Origin of the sequence: Paenibacillus sp. LHD-117 (genome assembly GCF_030929555.1) — a bacterium.
Taxonomy (GTDB): domain Bacteria; phylum Bacillota; class Bacilli; order Paenibacillales; family Paenibacillaceae; genus Pristimantibacillus.
Genome location: NZ_JAVFVT010000004.1, coordinates 227,854 through 253,460, shown reverse-complemented (window position 1 = coordinate 253,460; position 25,607 = coordinate 227,854). Strand labels below are relative to the sequence as shown.

Annotated in this window: 15 protein-coding genes; 12 read left to right on the top strand and 3 right to left on the bottom strand. The window is 52.5% G+C overall.

What is annotated here, in order from left to right:
• Nucleotides 1-260: 260 nt before the first annotated feature.
• From RB620_RS04710 to RB620_RS04700, 3 genes are all read left to right on the top strand, one after another.
• Nucleotides 261-6,422, top strand: a complete 6,162-nt coding sequence (locus RB620_RS04710) for a DNRLRE domain-containing protein (protein WP_308092385.1) — start codon at nt 261-263, stop codon at nt 6,420-6,422.
• A 44-nt stretch (nt 6,423-6,466) separates the two neighbouring features.
• Nucleotides 6,467-6,919: a hypothetical protein gene (locus tag RB620_RS04705; RefSeq protein WP_308092384.1), complete on the top strand. Its 453-nt coding sequence runs from the start codon at nt 6,467-6,469 to the stop codon at nt 6,917-6,919.
• 742 nt (nt 6,920-7,661) lie between these two features.
• Nucleotides 7,662-8,189: an RHS repeat-associated core domain-containing protein gene (locus RB620_RS04700; protein WP_308092382.1), complete on the top strand. Its 528-nt coding sequence runs from the start codon at nt 7,662-7,664 to the stop codon at nt 8,187-8,189.
• 320 nt (nt 8,190-8,509) lie between these two features.
• Here the strand turns inward: RB620_RS04700 and nagA are convergent, their stop codons facing one another.
• On the bottom strand, nt 8,510-9,694 hold the full coding sequence (gene nagA / locus RB620_RS04695; protein ID WP_308092381.1) for an N-acetylglucosamine-6-phosphate deacetylase: 1,185 nt from the start codon (nt 9,692-9,694) through the stop codon (nt 8,510-8,512).
• On the bottom strand, nt 9,695-10,420 hold the full coding sequence (gene nagB, locus RB620_RS04690; RefSeq protein ID WP_308092380.1) for a glucosamine-6-phosphate deaminase: 726 nt from the start codon (nt 10,418-10,420) through the stop codon (nt 9,695-9,697).
• Nucleotides 10,421-10,708: 288 nt separating this feature from the next.
• Here nagB and fni point away from each other — a divergent pair, with 288 nt between their 5' ends.
• The 9 genes from fni (at nt 10,709) to RB620_RS04645 (ending at nt 23,931) form a co-directional block, all read left to right on the top strand.
• On the top strand, nt 10,709-11,776 hold the full coding sequence (fni, locus tag RB620_RS04685; protein ID WP_308092379.1) for a type 2 isopentenyl-diphosphate Delta-isomerase: 1,068 nt from the start codon (nt 10,709-10,711) through the stop codon (nt 11,774-11,776).
• Between the two features lie 43 nt (nt 11,777-11,819).
• Nucleotides 11,820-12,824: an MBL fold metallo-hydrolase gene (locus RB620_RS04680; RefSeq protein WP_308092378.1), complete on the top strand. Its 1,005-nt coding sequence runs from the start codon at nt 11,820-11,822 to the stop codon at nt 12,822-12,824.
• A 1-nt stretch (nt 12,825) separates the two neighbouring features.
• Nucleotides 12,826-14,655 carry a sensor histidine kinase gene (locus RB620_RS04675; protein WP_308092377.1) on the top strand — a complete coding sequence of 610 codons (1,830 nt, stop codon included), beginning with the start codon at nt 12,826-12,828 and terminating at the stop codon, nt 14,653-14,655.
• The gene (locus RB620_RS04670) at nt 14,648-16,177 is read left to right on the top strand and encodes a response regulator (protein ID WP_308092376.1); all 1,530 of its coding nucleotides are present in this window, start codon (nt 14,648-14,650) and stop codon (nt 16,175-16,177) included. The genes RB620_RS04675 and RB620_RS04670 overlap by 8 nt, the downstream gene beginning before the upstream one ends.
• Nucleotides 16,178-16,349: 172 nt before the next feature.
• Nucleotides 16,350-17,816 (top strand): ABC transporter substrate-binding protein, encoded by a 1,467-nt coding sequence (locus RB620_RS04665; protein WP_308092374.1) that lies wholly within the window; start codon nt 16,350-16,352, stop codon nt 17,814-17,816.
• Between the two features lie 97 nt (nt 17,817-17,913).
• Complete coding sequence (locus RB620_RS04660) at nt 17,914-18,852, top strand: ABC transporter permease (RefSeq protein WP_308092373.1); 939 nt, start codon at nt 17,914-17,916, stop codon at nt 18,850-18,852.
• A gap of 19 nt (nt 18,853-18,871) precedes the next feature.
• On the top strand, nt 18,872-19,789 hold the full coding sequence (locus RB620_RS04655) for a carbohydrate ABC transporter permease (protein WP_308092372.1): 918 nt from the start codon (nt 18,872-18,874) through the stop codon (nt 19,787-19,789).
• A 54-nt stretch (nt 19,790-19,843) separates the two neighbouring features.
• The gene (locus tag RB620_RS04650; RefSeq protein ID WP_308092371.1) at nt 19,844-21,163 is read left to right on the top strand and encodes a glycoside hydrolase family 125 protein; all 1,320 of its coding nucleotides are present in this window, start codon (nt 19,844-19,846) and stop codon (nt 21,161-21,163) included.
• Nucleotides 21,160-23,931, top strand: coding sequence for an alpha-mannosidase (locus RB620_RS04645; RefSeq protein WP_308092370.1), 2,772 nt, complete (start codon nt 21,160-21,162; stop codon nt 23,929-23,931). Before RB620_RS04650 ends, RB620_RS04645 begins: the two co-directional genes overlap by 4 nt.
• A gap of 52 nt (nt 23,932-23,983) precedes the next feature.
• Here the strand turns inward: RB620_RS04645 and RB620_RS04640 are convergent, their stop codons facing one another.
• The gene (locus tag RB620_RS04640; protein WP_308092369.1) at nt 23,984-25,588 is read right to left on the bottom strand and encodes a response regulator transcription factor; all 1,605 of its coding nucleotides are present in this window, start codon (nt 25,586-25,588) and stop codon (nt 23,984-23,986) included.
• Nucleotides 25,589-25,607 lie beyond the last annotated feature (19 nt).

Sequence of the window (25,607 nt, the reverse complement as noted above, 5' to 3'; positions counted from 1 at the left end):
CTTCACTTTAAGGGTGCTCCTTCCTTGGTTGGTGATGTTCTCGACAAACACCATTCTACCAAAGATTAGAGCACTTTTTTATATTTTTATAAGGTGATACTTTCGTAATTCAGGTTCAAGCATAAATTCTCACAATTACCGGTTAATCTCATGAACTGCATAAGTCATGATCTAGGAGGCGATAGGTAAAAACAGATATCATATCCGTAATATTTTAGATCTTACAATAATAGTAAGGCCCAAAATGAAGGGAGATACTTATGCAGAAGTTTCAAAGAAAGTTGAAAATCGTTACGTACATCACATTGTTTTCATTTATTTTTTCTCTTTTTTCCCCGTTTGTTTATCCTGATTCCGTTACAGCTACAGCTGCAACGAAAGAACCTTTTGCGGCAAAACGAGCTGAACGGTTAGAGCTTGAAGACTACAGAACCTCGAATTCCAAACGTTACTTGAATCCCGATGGAACAATGACAGAAGAAATATATTTGGGAAATGTACATTACCGGGAAGGTAAGAAGTGGAAAGATATTGATAACTCCTTAGTGCCCTCTGACAACTCAGAATTTAAGTATCAAAATAAAGGGAACCGATTTAAAGTAGAGTTCGCAGACAATACCAAAGGCAATAAATTTTCGCGATTTTCAATCGGCGATTATGCTCTTGAAATGCGTCCGATTGGGCTAAGCACAAAAACAGCTCAATTAAAGGACAACAAAATTACGTTTTCTCAGGATGAGGCTGTAACTGGAAATGATATTCCCGTCTCCATAGAATATTCAGTAGGCAATGATAGCCTGAAAGAAGATATTGTTCTAGATGAATATAAGAAAATCAGTAAATTTACATTCCAACTCAGATTATCAAATGTTACTTATAAGGCGGAAAATGACGGTACTATTGGCTTCTATGACGATAAAGGAAAGAAGTTATGGTTTATTAACCGTCCTTATATGGTAGACAGCGCAGAAGGCTACAGCGACTCTGTCGAAATGACGATTAGAGAAGCGGGCAAGAATCTCTTTTTGGATATTGTTCCGAATGATGAGTGGTTAAAGGACCCATCCAGAGTATATCCGGTGCGAATCGATCCAACAGTGACAGAACAGCCGGAGCCGGCTGATGGGCGCGACACACATATTTCTCAAAACTTTCCCAATACAAATTATGCAACTTCGACGTTCCTCTCATCCGGTTATGATTCGACAGGCGGTATGGGCGTAACCCAATCCCTATTATGGTTTCGTCTTCCGAAGCTGCCAAGCGGAGCGTGGATTACATCTTCTACGCTAAGCCTATATCAATATGGTAGCTACAGCACAACACCGACGGTACAATTGTATAGGGCAACATCCGATTGGTCATCCGGTACTGCAACGTGGAATAACAGACCTACATTAGCGGCAACCTCCGAAACATCGCTTACTCAGAATGTCACAGGCTGGTGGGATTTTAACGTCTCCAACCTTGTTTACGGGTGGTACTCATATGGTTTCAGTAACTATGGCTTATCCTTGAAATTATCGGATGAAGGGGTGCAGCGTCGCATTTTTTATTCCAGCGACTATGCTGCAGATCCTACAAAAACGCCGAAAATTGTATTAAATTACGATGTTAATCCGTTAGGAGAAGAATCGTTCTGGACGTATTCAGGCGATGTCCATATTGCGAACGGAAACTTGATGTTGTCCGATACGGATGTCAGTCTATCTGGACGGGGTGTCCCTGCCGTTATTAATCGAACGTATAACAGCCGTTCAAACTACGGCTCGGGGTATTTTGGTTACGGCTGGACTTCAGAACTCGATATGAAAATTATGCCGGTAGCGAAAGGCCCAATTCATTACATCGATTCTGATCGTACAGTCCATTATTTTGAGCAGGATACGGATTTATCTTATCTATCTCCTTCTGGACTATCTTTGGAATTGGTTAAAAATGGAGACGGAACTTATACCATTACGGAAAAAGACGGATTGAAATATCAATTTTCCAGCACTGGTACAATAACAGGCATTTCCGATACGAATGGGAATTCGCTGGCTTACACTTACACGACTGGAAAAGTAACTATAACAGATCCATCGGGACGTAAGATTACAGTTAATTTGGATGCGAACGACCGTATATCTTCTATCGTTGATTATGCAGGCCGCCAGACAGTCTATAGCTATAACGCAAGCGGAGACTTAACTCAAGTGACCGCAGCGTCGGGAACGTCGGATGCAGCGACAACGAAGTACGAATATGACAGCAGTCATAATATGATCGCGATAACGGAGCCAAGAGGAAATAAAGCGTATTATTATTATACAGATGATGATCGCGCTCAAAGTATTATCCCGACGAATAAAGTGGAGAACTCTAGCTTTGAAGTGAACGGCTATTCGGCTACCATTCCGGATTTCTGGAAGCTGACTTCCGGTCAGAGCGGGACGGGAACGACTGATGAGAACAGTCAAGCTCCGCATGGATACAAAGGCTTTAAAATTACCGCATCGAATTCAAATGCTAACAATTATTCAGTATATATGTCGGAAGCGGTGCCGATAAACAGAAGCAACAGCTATACTTTAAGCGGTTATGTGAACGCTGCTCAAACTGCAGGCGCTCAGGTGAGCGTACTTTCACTCATAGCCTATAACAGTAGTGATCAAAACTTGGGTGAATTTGCACGTACCGACGTTAATGGCGCTTCGGGGTGGCAACGCATATCCAAAACGCTTTCTGCCAATGCTCTTCCTGTAGGGACAGCTTATATTAAAGTGAAGACAGCTGGTTCTAATTCATCCGGCAGCGGTACGGCTTGGTTTGACGGCGTTCAGTTCGAGGAAGGGTCGACATTCAGCGATTTTACAGCTCCAACAACCTATACCGTCAATCGTGCTGCCATGGCATCCGCCGTGTATGACGGCAACGGCAAAAAAACATTGTATAAATACAATGAAAACGGCAATGCGTTGGAGAGTGTTATTGATCCTTCAGGGCTAAACTATAAAACGACCTATACGTGGGACAACTTTAATAACCTGCTCACATCGAAAGATGCGAATGTGAATGCAGCTGGCAGTGCAGTAGACAGCGTTTCGAACCAGTATGATGCTAAGGGCAATCTGTTATCGTCCACAGAAGATGACGGCACTGCTAATAAAATCGTCGATAGTTTCACTTACAATAGCAATAATGATGTTGTGACCGAGAAGAGCGGCAATGCCAACGACTCGAATTCTAAAGCGTATAACTCGACGACGCAAACCAATAACTACGACAATCAACGGAACGTTGTAAGTACGCAAGACGCTTTAGGCACTTCAACTGCATCGCAATATCAGTTGGGGAATGTGATTAGCGAGACAAGCCTTATGGGGATGGCCGACAATCAGTTGACCAATTCCAGCTTTGAGCGGGATGCGAATACGGATAACTGGCCTGACAACTGGCTTTCACCAACGATCAATGGAACGGCATCGGTTACTTGGAGCTCCAATGCGTATATTGGGAATAAAGGGATTACGATCAGCAATGTCTCCAATTATGTTGTTGTTGGCAACTCGGAACAACCGACTGTCGGAACTCAGGATTACTACGCGCTAAGCGGCTACTTCAAAGCAAGTACGGTTGAGGCTGCCAAAGCGGCATACTTGAAATTCGACGCTTACAATGCTCAAGGAAGTTTGATTGGGCAAGTAGTCAGCAAGCGATTCGGTGAAGCAAGCAAGTGGAACAAATTACAACTGGTCGTTTGGAAGGAAAACCTCCCGGCCAACACGGCATCGATTCGTCCTGCAGTTGTAGTAGATACAACAAGCGGAACGGTATCATTCGATAATATTCAGCTGGAGAAGTCGCCGTTTACTTCCGAATACAACATGGCGGATAACTCCAGTTTTGAACGCGGCGGCGCTTTGCCGAATAACTGGGTGAATACGACTTCGATATTGTTTGATGATAGTACGGCCCAGAAATTTATCGGCAATAAGAGTATTGCAATTACGAATCCATCTGGATGGGCGGGCTTCGCACCGGATCATTTTGTTCCATACGATTCCAGCAAAGGATATACGCTCAGCGGTTTCGTATTGGCATCGGGGCTCTCCAATCCAGCCAATGCTTATCTGAAATTTAACTATTATGATAGCAATCAAGTTCAGCTCTCATCTGTGGATAGCAACAAGCTAACGAATGGAACTTCGGACTGGACTCGTCTGGAGGCTCACGTTAATCCGAACGGCGCTCCAGCTGGAACAGCCTATATTAAACCGGTTGTGACGGCAAATACGTTTACGGGAACGGCTTATTTCGATGCGATTCGTTTGCAGGAAGGCAATATTACAACGGCTTATGAATACAATTCGGCTGACGGGAACGGTAAAGGCGGCAACAACTATGTAACAAAAATAACCAACCCTCTCGGAAACGCTGTGTCGAGCGTCTATAATGTTGCTACTGGTAACATAGAAAGCACAACGGATGCGAAAAGCAATACAACAAGTTACACGTACGATAATCTTGATCGTCTGAAGAGTGTATCGGTACCAGGTTACGACTTGAAGGTTAAATACACGTATGATAAAAATGGCAATAAAACAGAAGTAAAGAATAGCAACAAAGCAGATACGGTCACTTATAGTACGACTTCGTTTACGTATGATAATAGAGATCTACTGACGAGCATGACCGATCCGCTGAGCCGAGTGACTACACTCCGTTACGATTCTAGCGGCAATAACACATCAGTTGAAAAGCCTAATAGCAAAACGATCGGCTACTTGTATGATAAAGCAAATCGTCCAGAGAAGGTTAGTTATGACGGTTCGGTGAAGTATACGTTCGGTTATGACGCTAACGGTAACCGTATAAGCGTTCAAGACAATAGTGCTAACAAAACTTGGGCTTCCGAATTCGATAAAGTCAATCGTCTGAAGAAGCTAATAGCTCCAGACGGCACTATTCAGGAAACCACTTACGATAAGAATAGCAATCGTCAGACGCTTAAAGTGACTTCCGGATCTAATGTATACAATACCTCATTTGTTCACAGTATCACGGACAAAAATATTGAGCTGACCGATCATAACAATAATATAAGCCAGCTTGTATACGGAGAACGGGATCAATTGGTTCAAGCAAGCTCGGGCAATGGCGCGACGGCTTATTATAATTACGACGATGCCGAGCGGCTAACTAAAGTTTTGAACACGAAGTCGGGCGGGTCCGCCCTATCCAGTTATAGCTACAATTACGATGCCAACGATAATTGGACATCCGTAACGGATCATACCGGCAAGTCTATTTCGTATACGTACGACAGCCTCAATCAACTAGCGTCCGAAACAGATCCGGCATCGACCAATACGTTCTGGTACACTTACGATGAACGGGGCAACCGTAAAACGAAGGTTGTTAAAGATGTAAGTGAAACTGTCCTTAGCACAACAACCTATAGCTATGACTCTGCAAACCAGTTGACGAGCGTTAATGGGCAAACATATAGTTATGACAACAACGGTAATTTATTGGACGATGGTAATAAATTGTACAAATGGGATGCTGAAGACCGTCTCATTGAAGTACGATTGAAGTCGAACAATTCGCTGATTGCCAAATACGAGTATGATTCAGATGGACGCCGGGTTAAATCAGAAGTCGGTGGAGTCGTCACGAACTTCCACTACGACGGTTCTGGCATCCAGGTTTTGTATGAAACGGATGTCAACGGCGCACTGAACACATTGTACACCTATTCTGACGATGGTGTTTTGATGAGCATGACCAAAGTCGGACAAGGAACGTACTACTATCATTACAATGGCCATGGCGACGTCGTGCAAATGACCGATCAGGCCGGTGAAGTAAAAGCGGAGTATATCTATGATTCATGGGGTAATATTATTTCACAGTCAGGTACAATGGCTTCGATAAACACATACAGGTATTCGGGATACAGGTATGATGAAGCTACGGGTTTATATTACTTGATGTCCAGGTATTATGATGCCAACATCGGCAGATTTATTACAAGGGATACGTTCCGTGGGTATGAGGATGACCCCCAATCCTTAAATCAGTATGTCTATACAAAAAATAATCCTGTTATGTATGTGGATCCTGATGGTCATAACCCAATCTTTATAGGAATAGCAGTTCTAATTGTGAGAGCTCTTGCAAAAAAATATGGACCAAGAATAGCTGCTGCTGCTTATAGCGCTTTAAAGCCTTGGCTTAAAAAAGTTAGAGACGATGCCAAAAATTATGACATCCGTGTTTCCAAACCGAAATCAAACGGTAAATTTCAAATTGCTATTTTAAAGAAAGGGATTTCCAAACCAGTTTTTAGATTGGAATTTCACTACGAAGATGGAAAATGGGAATTACATTATCATGTAGGTGATAGTCGTGTGTCCTTGTGGAAATCAGAATAGTATCAATTATTTTTATAAGTTCATAAAGGGGAGGTAGAAAGTAAATGGCAGATTCATGGGAAGGTATACTTGATATATTGGAGTTGAGTCAAAATGTAAGGGCAAAAGCAAATTTAAAAGTATTAAAGGAATTCCATTTAGGATATCCAGAGGAATCTTTGTTGCTAGAACTCTATGAATTTATGAAAATACTTTATGAGCTAGAAGATAATTATTTCAGCATTGTTTGGTTCGAACAGTCACAAAATAATCCTGATATTTCCTACTTGAAGAAAAAGTTAGTCGGAAAAGATGATGTTAAGTTCATTCAGAATTTATGGTTAACATTATCGGGGAATTATATTTTGTTTTTGCCAAAGACATTTGATACTAATATTATTGGAAATGGAGATGAAGAGGAAGTTGTTGGAAGGATTTTAAGTGCATATGGTCAACTACTTTTAAAAACACCTGATGGTAACGAAATTTTATACATCTACCTTAATAAAGATCAGTAGTCCAAATTAGATTGTGTTTACAATAGACATCTTTTGAAAGTATATAACAACTTAACATTAGTAAAAAGGGGCCGTCTCAAAAGTAAGTTTGTTCGCTTGATGAGATAGCTCACTTGATGAATGAAACGTCAAAAATGAAGAAATGGCGGTGTTAGGGTGTTATCCCTGCACCGCCATTCATTTTTTTAAACTTACCCGGGCTAACCGTCCCTCAAGTGAGCCAGCCTACTTTTGGGACAGCCTCTATGCTTTGATAGAAGTCGTACAAGTGCCATGTAGGCTAATTCATACGTCATGCCTTCCAAATTAACGATAACTGGTTTCTTTCCTTCGATGGCTCGCAGACGATTTAATTGCGATAACAACTCGTCGCTTTCTCCCTTACTCATGATTTGAAGCAGCCGGTAATCATTTCGATAGCCGTTCATTACAAGTCCCATTTTACGGAGCGTTTTAATGGCAGAATAAGCTTTTGATTGTTGCACTGGCTTTAACATATACGGAAGCGGATATAATTTCGCATTTTTATGATTGAGGGTCGTTTGAATTGGGTTGATATGTACCAACGAACTGTCACGCGTAATCGATCTAAACGTTATCGCGAAATACGAGTATGATGCAGATGGACGCCGAGTGAAATCCGACGGTATTGTCACTAACTATCACTATGATGGTACGAGTATCCAAGTATTGTACGAAACCAATGCCAGCGGCTCGTTGACGAAGTTGTACACGTACTCCGATGATGGCTTGCTGCTGGTATGATAATGAAACAGGGCTGTATTACTTGATGGCAAGGTATTATGATTCTGGCATTGGCAGATTTATTACAAGAGATATTTTTCCGGGATTCATTGAAGACCCTTTAAGTTTAAATAAATATGTCTATACAGAAAATAATCCTGTGATGAATGTCGATCCATCAGGTTTGCTTACGATACCTCGAAAGTGGTTAGCAACGGCAATTGATGCACTTTCTATTGCATCGCCTCTTGGTGCTGCGTACGCACCTATTCAGTTTCTCTTTAAAGCTGCTGCAAAATCAATAGTAAAAAAGTTAGCTCCACAAATAGCTAGATTAGCTGGAAAGTTGTCAAAATGGGCGTTGGGGACGGCGGGGTTTGCAACAAACTATGCTTTAAATTTTACTACAAATACCATACTAAATTTAATCTACAATAATCTTAGTAGTTTCTTATCTTTGGGAGGTGGGATAGCATTGTTTTTGGATATGCGAGATGGACAAACAGATGGGAAAATAAAATTTTAACCACCTATTCTGATCGTAATTTCGGCTGGCTCATCATGGAGCTGCTCCTGCGTTCCCGCCGCGCAACCGGTCAAAACGATCGCTAACAACACAAGCCCTGCAACAATACGCATGTTTCCCTCCCTCTGCCGGCGTGCGCACAACCCGACGCCGACCCTATTTCCTATTTATCCCAATATGCTAACCAAGGATGGGCGCGATGTCAATCCTATTTTGGATGGACCTGTGTGAATCGACTGCTGCTTTCTTGGCGTCTACGTCAAAAAACCTCTTCGCGCTTCATGCGCAAAGAGGTTTTTTCGGGATGCGTCAAAGATTGCTTATTCCGCTTCGAATACCGTTCTGCCTTGCACCCAGGTCCGCGTTACGTTCAGCGATGCGTCGACGAGGACGAGGTCGGCGAACTTGCCGACGGCAATGGAGCCGGTGCGGTCGTCGATTCCGAGCTCGCGGGCCGGATTGCCGCTGGCCATGCGGCTCACGTCGTTCATTGTCAGGCCGAAACCGCCGTTCAGCATAAACCGGAAGGCGGAAATCATCGTGAGCGAGCTGCCGGCAAGCGCGCCCCCTTCGCTTAATCTTGCGGTACCGTTCTTCACGGTGACGGCAAGACCGCCTAGCTCATATTCGCCATCGGGCATACCCGCCGCTTCGATGGCGTCCGTGATCAGAATGATGCGGTCCTTCGGCTTGGCGGCAAGCATCAGCTTGATGGCTGCCGGATGGACATGTTCGCCGTCCGCGATCAATTCCGCATGGATGCGGTCGTCGGTCAGAACGGCGCCCAGCGTGCCCGGCTGGCGGTGATGCAGTCCGCGCATCGCGTTGTACGTGTGGACCGCATGGGATAACCCGGCATCGGCCGCGGCAACGACTTCGTCGTAGACGGCGTCCGTATGGCCGGCCGCCGCGACAATGCCTTGCCCGGCAAGCCAAGCGATCGTCTCGACGGCTCCGTTCTTCTCCGGAGCAAGCGTGAGCAGCTTGATTAATCCGGGATGGCGTTCGGTCCAGGCTTTCAGCCAAGGTAGCTGGGGATCGTTGATATAGGCCGGGTTTTGCGCGCCGGGCCACTTCTCGCTAATGAACGGTCCTTCCAAGTGGACGCCAAGCAACGGGGTATAAGCCATTCCGCCGCGTTGGTAATCGGTCACGGCTTCGAGCACCGCTTCGATGGCTTCCTTGCTTGCGGTCATCGTCGTGGCGAGCATGCCCGTCGTGCCGTGTCTCGCATGGAAGGCAGTGATCCGGTCGTAGCTTTCGCGGTCCGCGTTCATGAAGTCGCCGCCGAAGCCGCCGTGAACGTGCACATCGATAAATCCGGGGAGCAGCCAGCCGCCTTGGCCGTCAACAACCGGTTTGCCATCGCGTTCAAAGGCGGCGCCCTCCGTCCTTCCGATTTCCGCGATGGTTCCATTGTCGACTACGACATAACCTTCCGCGATTTCATTCTCCAATACGATCCGAACGTTGCTAATGATAATGCCCGTATCGATTCCTGCCATCTACTCCAGCATCCTTCCTGCTTCCCGATCAAGCAGCACGATCACCCGCGGATGAGTCTGCAGCAGCGAAGCGGGGACCAGCGTCGTGATCGGACCCGTCAGCGCTTCCTTGACGATGCGGGCTTTGTCCGAGCCGCGCACCACGAGCAGAATCGTGTTCGCTTTCAGTATGGAGCCAACACCCATCGTGAACGCTTCCGTCGGTACATGGTCCATCGAGGCGAAGAACCGGGCATTCGCTTCGCGCGTTTCTTCCTTCAATTGGACCACATGCGTCGGACCGGACAATCCGCCATCCGGCTCGTTGAAGCCGATATGTCCGTTGTGGCCGAGACCGAGCAGCTGGATATCCGCGGGGCGTTCTTCCAGCATCGCTTCGTACCGTTTGCACTCCGCTTGCGGATCTTCCGCCATTCCGTTCGGAAGGTGAGTCTGATTCGCAGGGATGTCGATGCGGGAGAACAGGTGTTGGTTCATATAAAAAGCATAGCTTTGATCGTTCTCAGGCGGCAATCCGACGTATTCGTCCAAATTGTAAGTCGTCACGCCGCCGAAGCTTACGTTATTTTGTTTGGCTTGTTCTATTATTTTGGCATAGATGCCGATCGGTGTCGATCCCGTGGCGAGTCCCAGCACCGCATCGGGTTTCGCCTTGATCAGATCGATGAAGAGTTCGGCTGCGTATTGGTCGAGTTGCTCCGAGGTTTCGAATACATGAATCTTCAAGTGAATCCCTCCGTTAAAGGTATTGTTCAGTTCATTCTTCTGTCATAAGTGTATATGATCTCAAGCGTTTATACAATAATTTTGATTGGTATTTTCATATATATGATTGAAAAGATCAAACGATGCCGGCTCAATCCCATTTCGGTGAACAAGGACCATGATTTACCGTTTCCAAAAGAAGATGCGGATAATCGCCCAAGAAGCGTTATCCGGGAAATTATGTTATGCTAAAAAATAACGGAAACACCGATCGACGACGACTCGATCGGCATGTAAGGAGGAGCAAACGTGACGGAAAACGAGCGGGCAACGCAGGATGCGACGTCCGCGCGCAAAAGCGAGCATATCCGCATCTGCCTGCAGGAGGAAGTAAGCGGGATTGGCGTGCGGACGGGCTTCGATCGGTTCCGATTCAAGCATAACGCGCTGCCGGAGCTGGATTTCGCGTCGATTCGGCTGGACACGGAGCTATTCGGCCGGCCTCTTCGCGCGCCATTGCTGGTCAGTTCCATGACCGGCGGGACGGACGAGGCAGGCGCCATAAATCGCCGGCTTGCCGCGGCGGCGCAGGAGCAAGGCTGGGCGATCGGGCTCGGCTCGATGCGCGCAGCCATCGAGAACGAGGAGCTCGCCGCGACGTTCCGGATTCGGAAGGAAGCGCCTACGGTACCTGTTATCGCGAATTTGGGGGCCGTGCAGCTGAATTACGGTTTCGGAACGGAAGCATGCGAGCGAGCGGTAGACATAGCGGAAGCGGATGCGCTTGTGCTGCATCTGAATAGCATGCAGGAAATATTCCAGCCGGAAGGCGACACGAATTTCGAGGGGATTCTAAGCCGGATCGAAGAGGTGTGCAAGAAGGTGACGGTCCCGGTAGGCATCAAGGAGGTCGGCTGGGGCATTGACGGCGCGACGGCCATGCGGCTGACCGATGCGGGAGTCGCGTTCATCGACGCCGCGGGAGCGGGAGGCACTTCCTGGAGCCAAGTAGAGAAATACCGGACGAACGATCCGATGAAGCGCCTGGCGTCCGAAGCGTTTGCGGATTGGGGCATTCCGACGGCGGAATGCATCGCGGAAATTCGCAAGCAGCTTCCGCACAGTACCATTATCGCCAGCGGAGGGCTGCATACGGGCGTCGATGCCGCCAAAGCGATCGCCCTCGGCGCGAATCTTGCCGGCTTCGGGCGCGCATTGCTGCCGCAGGCGGCGGGCGCCGACAAGGAGCTGTCCGTCGCGGCGCTGCTCGACCAGTTCCGCCGCATCGAATTCGAGCTCCGGGCCGCCATGTTCGGCATTGGCGCCAGCGGAATAAACGAATTACGCCATACGGATCGTCTTGCCCGTTCAGTCTAACAATAAGAGCAACGTATTATGGCAGGGAGAGCGAATTGAACTTATGAATCAATCGGACACGATAACGGAATTGTCGGAAGGGTGGCGGCGGGTGAAGGTGCCGCTGCCGTTCTCGCTGAAATGGGTGAACAGCTATATCGTACCGGAGAACATGGGGTATACGATTATTGACCCGGGCCTGCGTACGGAGGAAGCGGAGAAACTGTGGGACGAGACGCTGCAATCATACGGTTTGGACTGGAGCGACATCGTCCGGATCGTATTGACCCACCAGCATCCGGATCATTACGGGCTTGCGGGCTATATGCAGGAGAGGAGCGGCGCACCGGTTTATATGACCGAGCGTTCGCATCGGTACGCGGAGCGGTTATGGGGAGGCACGGACGAATATGCCGGGGCATTAAGCGGATTGTTCCTGTCGAATGGCATGCCGGACGAGCTGATGAATGGAATCGTTCAAAATCTAGCCGGCTTCCTCCCCCGGGTATCGCCTCAGCCTGAAGTCACTTACATAAAAGCAGGCAGCAGCTTCCCTTTAGGCGGAAGGGAGTGGCTGCTTATCGACGCCCCCGGCCATGCCTTTGGAGGGTTATGTTTCTATGACGCGGCGAAGAGGTGGATGATCTGCGGCGACCAGGTGCTGCCTCGCATTACGCCCAACGTCAGCGTCGTGCCCGGCGAGGAAGAGGACCCGCTAGCCCATTTCCTGGAGAGCCTCGAGAGGCTGAGCCGCTTCGAGGTCGTCCTTGCCCTGCCGGGTCATCGCGATCCGTTCGCCGATTTCCGGGAGCGGACTGCGGAGCTGCAGGCGTTCCACGCCAGGAGACTGTCAGACATGCGGGATCGGCTTGCGGAGCGCCCGATGAACGCCTTCGAGCTGTGCGAGTCGCTCTTCGGGGCCCAACTGCGAAACAATCCACACAACCTGCGATTCGCCATGGCCGAGACGCTTGCGCATCTGTTCCATCTGGAGCTGAGAGGACTCGCAAGCTCCCGGACGCGAAGCGGCATAAAAGTGTATCAGTCAGAACAAGCAGGAGAGAGATGACGTGATCGCCAGCTTCTATCGCAGACGCATTCGAAATAGCCTGTTCGCCAAATGGATCCTGTTGTTCGCGTTGATTGCCGTCGTCTCGATCGTCACGGTCGCCGTTGCGGCCTATTCCTATATGTCCCAGTCCGTCGTGGAGGACGTGCTGGATAACCAGAAGAAAACGATGGACGCCGTGGGCGAAGAGCTCGCCAGATCCTATGAGTCGGTACAGGGTACCGTGGAGAACCTTTATCGGAACCGCGTTTTGGCGGATCATGCCTCATTTCTGCTGCAGCATTCCTTCGACGAATATATACGTCATAAGCTCGAAAGCTTCTACGAGCAAAACGGCGAGGGCGTCAATGTGCTTGCTTACTTCGATAATTGGATCGACGATCATCCAAACGCGGAGCACTTGCTTCTGTACAGCTCGGAGAAGCAGTTCCTGTACGCGTTCAAGCAGCAGGGGCAATCCAAGCTGATCGGGACTCACGCCGTCTCCTCCTACATACCCGACGCGATGTCGCTGGATGTCCAACCCGTCGGGCTGCCGAATGCTTGGCTGCTCAAGGAACTGGGCAAACGCCCGCACGAAAGCGGGCTCATCTCCATGCGGGTGCCGATCAACGACAATGATACGTACAAAAACATCGGCCAGCTCCTCGTGTTCTACCGGAACGACGCCATCGACCGGATCGTGCGCCGAATCGGAGGGGAACAAAAAGGATCGATTCTGGTATTGTCGGCGGACGGCTTCGTCTTGTACGATTCGTCGGGAAGTTACACCGGAGAACGACATCCGAATGCGGACATTCTGAAGTCGCTTGACGCGGAGGAACGCTTAAAGGAGAAAGCTTATGTCAATAAGCTGACGAACAGCCAAGCCGGCTACACGGTTGTCGGCATCGCCCCGAAAGCCGAGGTAGCCGAAGCGTACAGGGGCTTTCGGCTTGCGATCGTGCTTGCGGCTGCGGCCAGCATCTTCTTCGTCGTGTTCGTTCCCGGCGCGCTCGTCGTGAACTATGCAAAGCGAACGGGCAATATTATCCGCTTCATGCGCAAGGTGGAGCAAGGCGAACTGTCGCCGCGCATTCCCGACGTCAAGGACGACGAGCTGGGGCAAATCTCCAGAAGCTTCAATGAGATGCTGGACGAGCTTTCGCGTTATATCGATCGGGTCTACAAGGCCGAAATCAGGGAAAAACGAACGGAGTTCGCGGCGCTTCAGGCGCGCGTCAATCCGCATTTTCTGTACAACACGCTGGAAGTGATCCGGATGCGGGCGCTGTCCCAAGGCGCGGAGGACGTGGCGGAGATGATCTACAGCTTGTCGGCGCTGTTCCGAAACGTCGTCCGCGACAAGCCGGTGTATACGGTCAAGGACGAGATCGAGATGTGCCGTTTGTATTTGGAGCTGTTCCGGATACGCTACAAAGACAAGTTCGCGTACAGCATCAAGGTGAAACCCGGTTCGGGCGGCGTGGAGACCATGAAACTACTGCTGCAGCCCGTGATCGAAAATTATATCGTGCACGGCATGCGGCATGAAAACGAGGATAATCGGATCGAAATCGAAGCGTTCATCGAAGGGGAAAAGGTCCGGATCGAAGTTCGGGACAACGGAACCGGAATTCCGGAGGAAAAGCTAAAGTCCATCAACGCGCGGCCTGATCAGGACGACGAAAGCGGCGAAGGAAGTTCGTTCGGTCTCCGCAGCGTGCGGGAACGAATCCAATTGATCTATGGCGACGAAGGCGGCTTGACGGTGGAAAACCGGGAAGGCGGAGGCGCGCGCGTCACATTGTCGTTCCCGGCAAGGAAAGGAGAGCAAGGGTTGCATGTATAAAGTATTCCTGACGGATGACGAGCCATTCATCTTGGAAGGGCTGCGCGACGCGCTGGATTGGTCCAGCTACGAGCTCGAAATCGTAGGAACGGCGGAGAACGGGCTCCGGGCGCTGGACAAACTCCGGGCGACGCATGCGGATATATTGATTACCGATATTTCCATGCCCGCCATGAATGGATTGGAGCTGATCCGCGAGGCAAGGCGGATCAATCGCGAGCTTCATGTCGTCATTCTAAGCGGATTCAACGATTTTGACTATTTGAAGCAAGGCATGCGGCTCGGGATCGAAAATTATCTCCTGAAGCCCATCAATCTGCAGGAGCTGAAAGCCACGCTGGAAGGGATCATCGAGAAGCTGGACCGGCGCGGCAGGGATGCGGGCGAATGGCTGCAGGAGGATATCGGCGTGCTCCGCGATAATATCGTGAACCGTTGGTTAAACGGCGAGATCGGGCCGGGCGAGCTGCACGAGCGCGCCGAGATGCTGGGGCTTGAGCTGGACAGGGAATATGTTCAGATCGTCTTGGCGAAGGGAACCTCGAACGAAGAGAAGCTTCGCCTTGAGCTGTATCGCTTGGCGGAGCGGGATGGCTTCGGCATTCCTTTCCGCGACAGGGAAGGCGCCGCGGGCGTCGTGATGTTTCCGGAGGGAGAGCAGGCAGGCGGAACAGCGGCGCGCCGTCTGCTGGAACGGCTGCGCGAGTCGCTGCCGGACGAAAGCATAACAATTTCCGCGGGAGACGTCGTGGCCGGGGAAGATCAGGTGGGGCGGAGTTATGCGCAAGCGAAAAAAGCGATGGAATTTGCTTTTATCCACCCCAAGCTGGAGCTTCTTGAATACGGGGCGCTCGCGAACAACCGGTTGTCCGCCGACAAGTCGCTGTCGCTGGATTGGGGCGATTACGCAAGGCTGCTTGCCGCGAAGGAGAAGGTTCGACTGCTCGCGCGCATCGACGAGGATTTCGCCAGGCTGGCCGAAGCGCAGGGCATGACGCCGTCGCGGCTTCAGAGCGCGGCATTGGAGCTGATGCTGCATCTGAAGCTGGAGCTGGGCGCGATCAAGAAGACGGCGGAGCCCGAGCTGATCCGGGAAGACGCGGCCCTTAGGGTGATGGGCGCAGAGTCACTGGACGGAATGACGGCGGTCGTGAAGGAAGTCGCCGAGACGGCGGTGGAGTCGCTGGTCAGCGATACCAAGAGTCCCGTCATTGGACAGATTTTGGCCAAAATTCACGAGAACTGCGCGGAAGAGCTGTCGCTGAAGTCGCTCAGCGCGCAATACAACATCCATCCGGTTTACCTGGGCAGGCTGTTTCAGAAAGAAACCGGAGAGTCGTTCTCGGAATACTTGAACCGGTACCGGATCGAAAAAGCGAAGGAGCTTCTGGCCGATTCACGGCTGAAGGTGAACGAAATTGCCCGCATGGTCGGTTACTGGGAGATGGGTTACTTCTACAAGCAATTCAAGAAACAGGTTGGCGTATCGCCGACGGATTACAAAGCGCTGCTCCAGGCTTAAAAGGCTTGGGGCATTTTTTTTTTTGCCGCGATCGTGCAAAAAATGCAACAGTCAGGTTTAGTTTGGAGACGATAGGTTTAATAAGTCGCCTATTTGTAACTGTTTTCATGAGCTACTGTTGTAGTAGGCCTTGCGGCCGGACGACACGAACAAGCATAGGGAGGAAATGAAAATGGGGAAATCGAGAAAAACAATGCTGCCGCTCGCCGCGCTGATCCTGGCGGTGTCGCTGATCCTTGGCGCATGCGGAAAAAGCGGAGGAAATGAAAGCGCTAGCGAATCCGAGAAACCAGTCGAGCTGATCTGGTATACGATCGGAACGCCGCAAAAGGACGTTGACCGCGTTATGGCGGAGGTTAGCAAATATACCAAGGAGAAAATCGGGGTTACGGTCAAAATGAACATGATCGACTGGGGCGATTATACCCAGAAGCTGCAGGTCATGACGGCTTCGGGCGAACCGATGGACATCATGTTCACCTCGTCGTGGGCGTTCGATTATGTTCAGAACGCGCGTAAAGGCGCCTTCCTGGAAATCGGCAGCCTGCTGGACGAATACGGCAAAGGCATTAAAGAGACGCTGGATCCGGCGTTCCTCGAAGGATCCAAGGTCGACGGCAAAAACTACGGCGTCCCTGCCAACAAGGAGCTTCCGGCCCAAGAGGTGTGGCGTTTCAACAAGGACCTGCTCGACAAACACGGCCTCAGCATCGACGAGGTATATTCGCTTGAAAGCTTGGAGCCGCTGCTGAAGAAGATCAAAGAAAACGAGCCGGGCACCGCGGCGCTTGCGGTCGACAAAAACTTTAAGCCATACATTCCGTACGACTTCATTATCGAAAACATGCCTTTCGCGGTGAAGCTGGACACGACCGACTTCAAAGTCGTCAACGTGCTGGAAACGCCGGAGATGAAGCAGGCGCTGGCAACGATGCACAAGTATTACAAAGCCGGCTACGTGCCGACGGAAGCCGCGACGCTGGAATCGCTGACCGATCTGCAGACGACGGGCAAATGGTTCACGGACAAAGCGACGACTCAGCCGTTCGCGGACAACCTCTGGTCGCAAAGCTACGGATATCCGGTCGTATCGACGCCGCAGAGCGACTCGCTCATTTACAACTGGTCGGTTATGGGTTCGATGCAGGCGATCTCCGCAAACTCCGAATATCCGGAGAAAGCTATGGAATTCCTGAATCTGCTGAACACCGACCCGGTGCTTCGCAATATGGTGGATTCCGGCATCGAAGGCGTTCACTTCAAGAAAACGGGCGACAACGTAATGGAGAACCTGGACGAAGCCAAAAACTACGACATGCCGACGTTCTCGCTCGGCAACGTGATGCTGACTTATCTGAACCCTACCGATCCCGAGAACAAATGGGAGGAATTCAAAACGTTTAACGAGCAAGGCAAAGAAGCTCCGCTGCTCGGATTCAACTTCGATCCGACGAACGTGACGACCGAGCTTGCCGCCGTATCGAACGTGAAGGAAGAATACTGGTCCGCGCTTATGACGGGTACGGTGAACCCGGACGAGCATCTGCCGAAAGCGATCGAGAAATTCAAAGCGGCGGGACTGGACAAAGTATTGGCCGAAATGCAGCGTCAAGTCGACGAGTGGAAAGCGGCGCAATAATACGCGAATCGTTGGAGGAAGGGACGAATGGTGAACATTCGTCCTTCTTTCCACGCTGCGCGGATCACATTTTTCTCTAGACAAGGAGTGGATGGACATGGGAGCTATCGGACGCTTCTTCAAGGATATGAACCGCAACAAGGCGATGCTGATGATGGTGCTGCCGGCGTCGCTCTGGTTTCTCTTTTTCTCCTATTTGCCTATGGCCGGACTCGTGATCGCCTTCAAGCAATACCGGGTTAGCCGCGACGGCTTCTGGGCCAGCATCGTGAACAGCGAATGGGTGGGACTGCTCAACTTCAAGTTTCTGTTCAGCACGAACGACGCTTACATTATTACGAGAAACACCGTTTTGTACAACGTCTTCTTTATCGTCATCGGTTTGATCCTGTCGGTCGGCCTCGCGATCGTCTTATCCGAAATCGCGAACAAACGGCTGGCGAAAGTGTATCAAACGGGCATGTTTCTTCCCTATTTCCTGTCGTGGATCATCGTCGGCTACTTTGTGTTCAGCTTCCTGAGCGTCGACCGCGGCGTGCTCAACAGGGTGCTGGCGAACTTCGGAGTGGATCCCGTGAACTGGTATTCCGACCCAACCTGGTGGCCGTTCATACTCGTCGTGGTATTCCTGTGGAAGTCGGTCGGGTATAGCAGCGTCGTGTACTTGGCCGCGATTATGGGCATCGACCGCTCCCTGTACGAGGCGGCGATGATCGACGGCGCGAACAAGTGGCAGCAAATCCGCAATGTCACGATCCCGATGCTGAAGCCGCTCATCATCATTTTGACGCTGCTTGCCATCGGCAAAATTTTCTATGCGGACTTCGGTTTGTTCTATCAGGTGCCGAGGGATTCTGGTCCGCTTTATTCGGCGACGAACGTCATCGACACTTACGTGTACCGCGGCCTGAAGGCGACGGGAGAGATCGGCATGAGCACCGCGGCGGGACTTTACCAATCGCTGATCGGCTTCATCCTGGTCATCACGTCGAATTACATCGTACGCCGCTTCGACAAGGACAACGCATTATTCTAAGTGGAGAGGAGCAATCGATGTGATTAAAGCAAACAAACAACCTCGCGACTTCCAGAGGCTGACGGCGGGTTGGAATATCGCCTTTAACGCGGTCGCGGGAATTATCGCGTTCCTGTGCGTGTTTCCGTTCCTGTTCGTGACGATTATTTCCTTCACGGACGAAAGCACGCTCGCCATGAACGGCTACAGCGTGTTTCCGGAGAAGCTCAGCCTGGAGGCTTATAAGTACGTGTTCCAAACCGGCGACCAACTGCTGCGTTCCTATGGCGTAACGATCTTAATTACGGTCGTCGGCACGCTGATCAGCTTGGTCATCACGACCCTGTTCGCGTACGCCATCTCGCGCAAGTCGTTCAAATACCGCAATTTCTTCGCGTTTTACGCGTTTTTCACGATGTTGTTTAATGGCGGTCTCGTGCCGACCTACATTGTGGCGACCCAGCTGCTCGGGCTCAAAAACTCCATCTGGGCGCTTGTGATGCCGCTGCTCGTCAACGCCTTTTACATCATGATCATGCGAACGTTCTTCGCGACGATGGTGCCGGGAGCCATTATCGAATCCGGCAAAATCGACGGCGCGGGCGAGTTCGGCATCTTTTTCCGGCTCGTGCTGCCGCTGTCTCTTCCCGGCATCGCCACGATCGCGCTTTTTAATACGCTCGGCTATTGGAACGACTGGTTCAACGCGCTGCTGTATATCGACGAACCTCATCTGGTGCCGCTGCAGTCGATGCTGATGCGGATCGAGAACAGCATGCAGTTCATTTTGCAAAACTCGCAAAATACGTCGATCAATATGGGCGTCCTGCAGGATATGCCGCAGGATACTTCCCGAATGGCGATGGTCGTGCTGGCGACGGGTCCGATCGTGTTCGCGTATCCGTTCTTCCAGCGCTACTTCATCCAGGGCCTCACGATCGGCGCCGTAAAAGAATAAGGCCGGAGACCGGGCTTGCCCGAACACTTACGACAACTGGAGGAATAAGTAGACATGGAACAATTCCGACTTCCGAAAATACCGATGCCGCGGCTGCCGCTGCCCGAAGCGGTGCAAGAGGTGCTCGCCGAGGCGAGGGAGAAGCTGGCCCACCGCCCGAAGCTGCTCAAACAATTTCTGAACTGCTTCCCGAATACGCTCGAAACGACGACGAAGCTGATGGATGACGGGACGACCTTCGTCATCACCGGGGATATTCCGGCATGCTGGCTGCGCGACTCCGTCGAGCAAGTGATCCATTACGTCCCGCTCGCCAAAGACGATCCCGATCTGCAGCGCGTCATCGGCGGGCTGATCAAGCGCCATGTGCAATACATCGCCATCGATCCTTACGCCAACGCGTTCAACGAATCGGCGAACGACTGGCATTGGAACACGACGGACGTCACGGAGATGGGGCCGTGGGTTTGGGAACGCAAGTTCGAGCTGGATTCGGCCTGCTTCACGATCCGTCTCACGTACGTGTACTGGAAGGAAACCGGGCTGACGGACATCTTCGACAGCGGGTTCAAGGCGATGCTGCGCACGATTCTCGAGCTGTGGAAGACGGAGCAGCGCCATGCCGAATCGTCGCCGTACCGGTTCACGCGGAATAACGGCATTCCGACCGATTCGCTGCGGGGCGGCGGAATGGGCATGCCGGTCAATTATACGGGCATGATCTGGTCCGGCTTCCGTTCCAGCGATGACGCCTGCGACTTCCATTACAACATACCGGCCAACATGTTCGCCGTGGTCGCCCTGCGGCAGATGCAGGAGTTCGCCGAGTGGGTGTTCCGCGACATGGCGATGCTTGCGGAACTGAAGGCGCTGGAAGAGGAGGTCGATCACGGCATCCGATTGTACGGCATCTACCGCCACCCGGAATTCGGGCCGATCTATGCCTACGAGACGGACGGGTTCGGCAACTACTGCCTCATGGACGATGCGGGAACGCCGGGGTTGATGTCGATTCCGTATCTCGGATACGCTGCGGCGGACGATCCGATCTACCGCAATACGCGCCGTTTCGCGCTGAGCAAGGAAAACCCGTTTTACTTCGAGGGCAAAGCCGCGAGCGGCATCGGCAGCCCGCATACGCCGGAAGGCTACATCTGGCATATGGCATTGTCCATGCAAGGGCTGACCGCGGAGACGGCCGAAGAGAAGCTGGCGATGATCGCCCTGCTGGAAGCGACGGACGCGGATACCGGCTACATGCACGAAGGGTTCCATGCCGACGATCCGGCCGTCTTCACGCGCAGCTGGTTCGCGTGGTCGAACAGTCTGTTCTCGCAGCTTGTTTATAAAGCGATGAAAGAAGGATTGTTATGAGCGGCATCATCGTGAATACCCAAAAAACGGCGCATATCATCTCCCACACCCACTGGGATCGGGAATGGTATTTGCCTTACGAGAAACACCACGTAAGGCTGATCAGCCTTGTGGATACGCTGCTCGATACGATGGCGAAGGATCCCGGGTACAAACAATTTTTCCTGGACGGGCAAACGATCATTCTGGAGGATTACCTGCAGGTGAGGCCGGAACGAAAGGAAGAGCTGGAATCGCTCATTCGCCAAGGCCGGATCGGCATCGGGCCATGGTACATTCTGCAGGACGCGTTCCTGACCAGCTCCGAAGCCAACGTGCGCAATATGCAGATCGGCCACCGGGACGCGAAGCCGTACGGCACGGTTTCGAAGATCGGCTACTTCCCCGATACGTTCGGCATTGTCGGCCAGGCTCCGCAGCTCATGAGGCAAGCCGGCATCGACAACGCGTTTTTCGGGCGCGGCGTGAAGCCGACGGGATTCAACAACACCGTGGCTGACTCCGAATACGAATCGTCGTTCTCGGAGCTGCTCTGGGAAGGTCCCGACGGCTCCCGGGTACTCGGCATTCTGTTCGCGAACTGGTACAGCAACGGCAACGAAGTACCGACGGACGAGGAAGCGGCTCGCGCTTATTGGACGGGCAAGCTGGCGGATGCCGAGCGGTATGCTTCGACAGGCGAGCTGCTCTACATGAACGGCTGCGACCATCAGCCGATACAGACCGACCTCCCGCTAGCGATCGAGACGGCGAAGAAGCTGTTCCCCGACGTCGACTTTGTCCATTCCAACTTCGACGATTATTTGGCAGCCGTGCGTTCGTCGCTGTCGAGCGAGCTGTCCGTCGTGAAAGGCGAGCTGCGCAGCCAACGCACCGACGGCTGGTCGACCCTCGTGAACACGGCATCCGCCCGCGTCTACCTGAAGCAGATGAACCAGCGGGGACAGTCGCTGCTGGAACGGACGGCCGAGCCGCTTGCCGCCATGGCGCATCTGCTCGGCAAGCCGTATCCGCATCATTTGTTCGTGTACGCATGGAAGACGCTCATGCAGAATCATCCGCACGACAGCATCTGCGGCTGCAGCGTCGACGAAGTGCATCGGGAGATGGTCGCGCGGTTCGATAAGAGCCGCCATGTGGCGGAGTCGATCGCGGACGACAGCTTGCGGACGATCGTCTCGAACGTCGATACGAGCGTCTTCGCGACGCATGGGGAGGATGCGCTTCCCGTCGCCGTGTTCAACACGAGCGGCTGGGAACGCACCGGCGTAGTCGCCGCGGAGCTGGACGTCAGCCGCCTTTACTTCCGCGATGGCGTTCCGCTCCCCGAGATCAACGCGCGCATGGAGGCGGTCAGCCTCGACGGAAGAACGCTCGTGAACGAGCTGGGTGAACCGGTGGCTTGCGAGATCGAGGATCTTGGCTTGCAATTCGGCTACGACCTTCCGGACGACCGTTTCCGCCAGCCGTATATGAGCCGGAGAGTGAAGCTGACGTTCCAAGCGGCTTCGGTGCCGGCGCTCGGTTGGCGGACGTTCGCCTGGGTGCGCGGGACTGCCGGCGATGCAGGCGTCTCGGAAGAAGCAGCGCCGATCGTCTCGGGTGAGCGGGTGCTAGACAACGGCCTGCTGCGGATTGAGATCGCCGGGGACGGCAGCCTGAGCGTCTCGGACGCGGCGAGCGGCCGGACATACCGCGATCTGCTCGTCTTCGAGGATGCCGGCGACATCGGCAACGAATACATGTTCAGGCAGCCGGAGGGAGAGAAAGCGATCACGACGCAAGGCAAGCCGGCAGCCGTGACGGTTCTGGAGAACAACGCGTTCCGCGCGTCTCTGGAAATCCTGCATGAGCTGGAGATCCCTGCAGAGGGGGACGAAACGTTCGAGCGGGAGAAACGGGAAGCCGTGTACTTCCCGGAACGCCGAGGCGGAAGGACGAAGGAGCGCACGGTCAAGCTTGCGATTCGCGCCGTGGTCAGTCTGGAGCGCGGCAGCCGCGGCGTCGGCATCGACGTTACTTTCGACAACCAAGCCAAGGATCACCGCGTGCGTGCGCTGTTCCCGACCGATCTGGCGGCTTCGCACCACTACGCGGACTCCGTCTTCGAAGCGGCGAGGCGGGATAACCAGCCTACGGCCGAATGGCGGAATCCGAGCAACGGCCAGCATCAGCAGGCTTTCGTTGACGTTAGCGAGGAACGGGCGGGCTTGACCGTAGCCAATCTGGGCCTGAACGAATACGAGCTGCTTCGCGACGGTCGTGGTACGATCGCCGTTACGCTGCTGCGCGCCGTCGGCGAGCTGGGCGATTGGGGCGTCTTCCCGACGCCGGAAGCGCAGTGTCTAGGCGAATATCGTTTCCAAATGACGCTGCTGCCTCACGACGGCGAGCGCGGCCGCTTCGAGGCGTACGCGCGCGCTTATCAGACGCAGACGGAATGGCAAACCGCGCAGACCGGCATTCAGTCGGGCAGGCTGCAGCCCCGCGCGGCGATGCTCTCGTGGACGGGCGACGAGCTGGCTTTCGCTTCGATGAAGATCGCGGAGGATTCCGGCGATCTCATGCTGAGATGGTTTAACATGGGAGCCCGCCGTGACGAACTGCGGATACGGCTCCCCGAAGGAGCCGCCGAAGCCTATGTCAGCGATATTTTGGAACGCCGTTCTGGCGAAGACCTTGTTATCGCGGATTCTGACGGCGTCGCCGTTCGGAAGGCCGAACCTTACGAGATCGTTACGGTCGGCGTACGCAACGGACGCGAATAAGGCAGCACAGCGGGAACTCCCGCCGCGTGGGGACCGTACGATCGTTTGCACGTCATGAATCCCTGAATTCTTGCGGCGTGACGCCGTAACGCTCCTTGAACACCTTGATAAAATAGCTCGTTTTCTGATAGCCGACCATGGCCGCGATCTCGTAAATTTTTTCTTGCGAGGATCGCAGCATATGGGCGGCTTTTTCCATTTTGAGCCGGGACAAATAATCGCTGATCCCTTCGCCCGTCTCGAGCTTGTACACTTTGGACAGGTACGAAGGGTTTAGGTATACATTCTCGGCGATCGACTGAAGCGAGGCCGTATCTAGACGAGAGGAGGCGTATTCCTGCACTTTCTTGATAATGCCAGAACGCGAATCCTGCGCCCGTCCCGCGACGTTGCCCCGGTACGAGCCGACGACCTCCGCCGTCCACTCCTTAAGTTGCCGGATCGTATGGAAGTGAGGGCCGCCGAGCAGTTGATTAAATTCGGCGCCCATGATGTCGGCCATCCACAGTTTATTTTTGTGAATCGAGTAGCTGAGCGAGCTGACGACGGAGTAGTACGTCTCCAGAATATGCTCGTGGCTGTCTCCCCACTTCTGCTCCAGCTCGGCGAAAATCGCCTCAAGCTTCGTTTCCGTCGCCTCCCATTGCCCGGCTTCCAGCAGGTGATGAAGGAGCGGCGGCTGATAGAGCTGGGATAGGGAGCTGGCTTCGGACGATCCGTTCTCTTCGGCGAGCGTGTAGAAAAAGTCTCGTTCTCCGCCGATCCGCTGGCGGAAGCTGCCCAGCAGCTGTTCGTAGATGACCGCGATGTCGTCCGGGAAACGGACTTGTTTGCTCGCCGCCAGCGATATCGTGCCTTTGAGGTAGAGCTTGACATAATGCTGCAAGTGCGACATTTTCTGCTCGATAACCGTCATCTCGAGACGCGAGCATCCGTCGCTCGGCAGGATGAGAAACACGCAATACCCGTAATCGTCCATCATATTCCACAGCTTAAAGCCGTCCGCGAAAATTTCCTCGGCGATGTTGCAGATCGCGTATTGGAAGAGGGAGCTGTCGGTTTCGTTCTGGCTTGCGAAATAATCCTCCATCCGCAGCAGCATCATGCTCATCGGAGACTCTGCCGGAAGCGCGAGGTGCAGCATGCCGAGCTTCTTCTCCCATTCGGCGCCGTAGTAGCGCCTCCCCTTGAGCAGCGCGGCGAGCAAGTGGCTCCGCACGATGGGGAGATTATCCTTGAGCGTCGCGATCGCGCCCTGATGGGAGCTGACCTCCAGCCAGCGGCTTTCGAGCGCGGCAATGGCAGACCGGACGGCTTGCAGCAGCTCCTCGTCCTCGACCGGCTTGAGCAGATAGTCGCTGGCCTGGCTCTTCAGCGCGCGCTGCGCGTATTCGAAGTCGTTGTAGCCGGACAAAAGAATACATTTCACGTGGCTCCAGGTCGCGCGGATCGTCTCGATCAGATCGAGGCCCGACAGGCCCGGCATGCGAATATCCGAAATGACGATATCGATCGGCGTCTCCTTCATGACGTCAAGCGCTTCCGTTCCGGAGCCGGCCTGGAAGACGGCTCCGATCCCGATGCTCTCCCAGGGAAGCATCGTCGCGAGGTCCTCCACCAAATCCGGCTGATCGTCCACAATTAACAATTGGTACATCGTTTTTCACTCCCTCTGG

Coding starts and splice junctions, on each gene's coding strand:
- RB620_RS04700 (WP_308092382.1), top strand. CDS start 7,662: ATGATGGCTTGCTGCTGGTATGATAATGAAACAGGGCTGTATTACTTG.
- RB620_RS04705 (WP_308092384.1), top strand. CDS start 6,467: ATGGCAGATTCATGGGAAGGTATACTTGATATATTGGAGTTGAGTCAA.
- RB620_RS04680 (WP_308092378.1), top strand. CDS start 11,820: ATGAATCAATCGGACACGATAACGGAATTGTCGGAAGGGTGGCGGCGG.
- RB620_RS04650 (WP_308092371.1), top strand. CDS start 19,844: ATGGAACAATTCCGACTTCCGAAAATACCGATGCCGCGGCTGCCGCTG.
- RB620_RS04670 (WP_308092376.1), top strand. CDS start 14,648: ATGTATAAAGTATTCCTGACGGATGACGAGCCATTCATCTTGGAAGGG.
- RB620_RS04710 (WP_308092385.1), top strand. CDS start 261: ATGCAGAAGTTTCAAAGAAAGTTGAAAATCGTTACGTACATCACATTG.
- nagA (WP_308092381.1), bottom strand. CDS start 9,694: ATGGCAGGAATCGATACGGGCATTATCATTAGCAACGTTCGGATCGTA.
- RB620_RS04665 (WP_308092374.1), top strand. CDS start 16,350: ATGGGGAAATCGAGAAAAACAATGCTGCCGCTCGCCGCGCTGATCCTG.
- RB620_RS04640 (WP_308092369.1), bottom strand. CDS start 25,588: ATGTACCAATTGTTAATTGTGGACGATCAGCCGGATTTGGTGGAGGAC.
- RB620_RS04645 (WP_308092370.1), top strand. CDS start 21,160: ATGAGCGGCATCATCGTGAATACCCAAAAAACGGCGCATATCATCTCC.
- RB620_RS04660 (WP_308092373.1), top strand. CDS start 17,914: ATGGGAGCTATCGGACGCTTCTTCAAGGATATGAACCGCAACAAGGCG.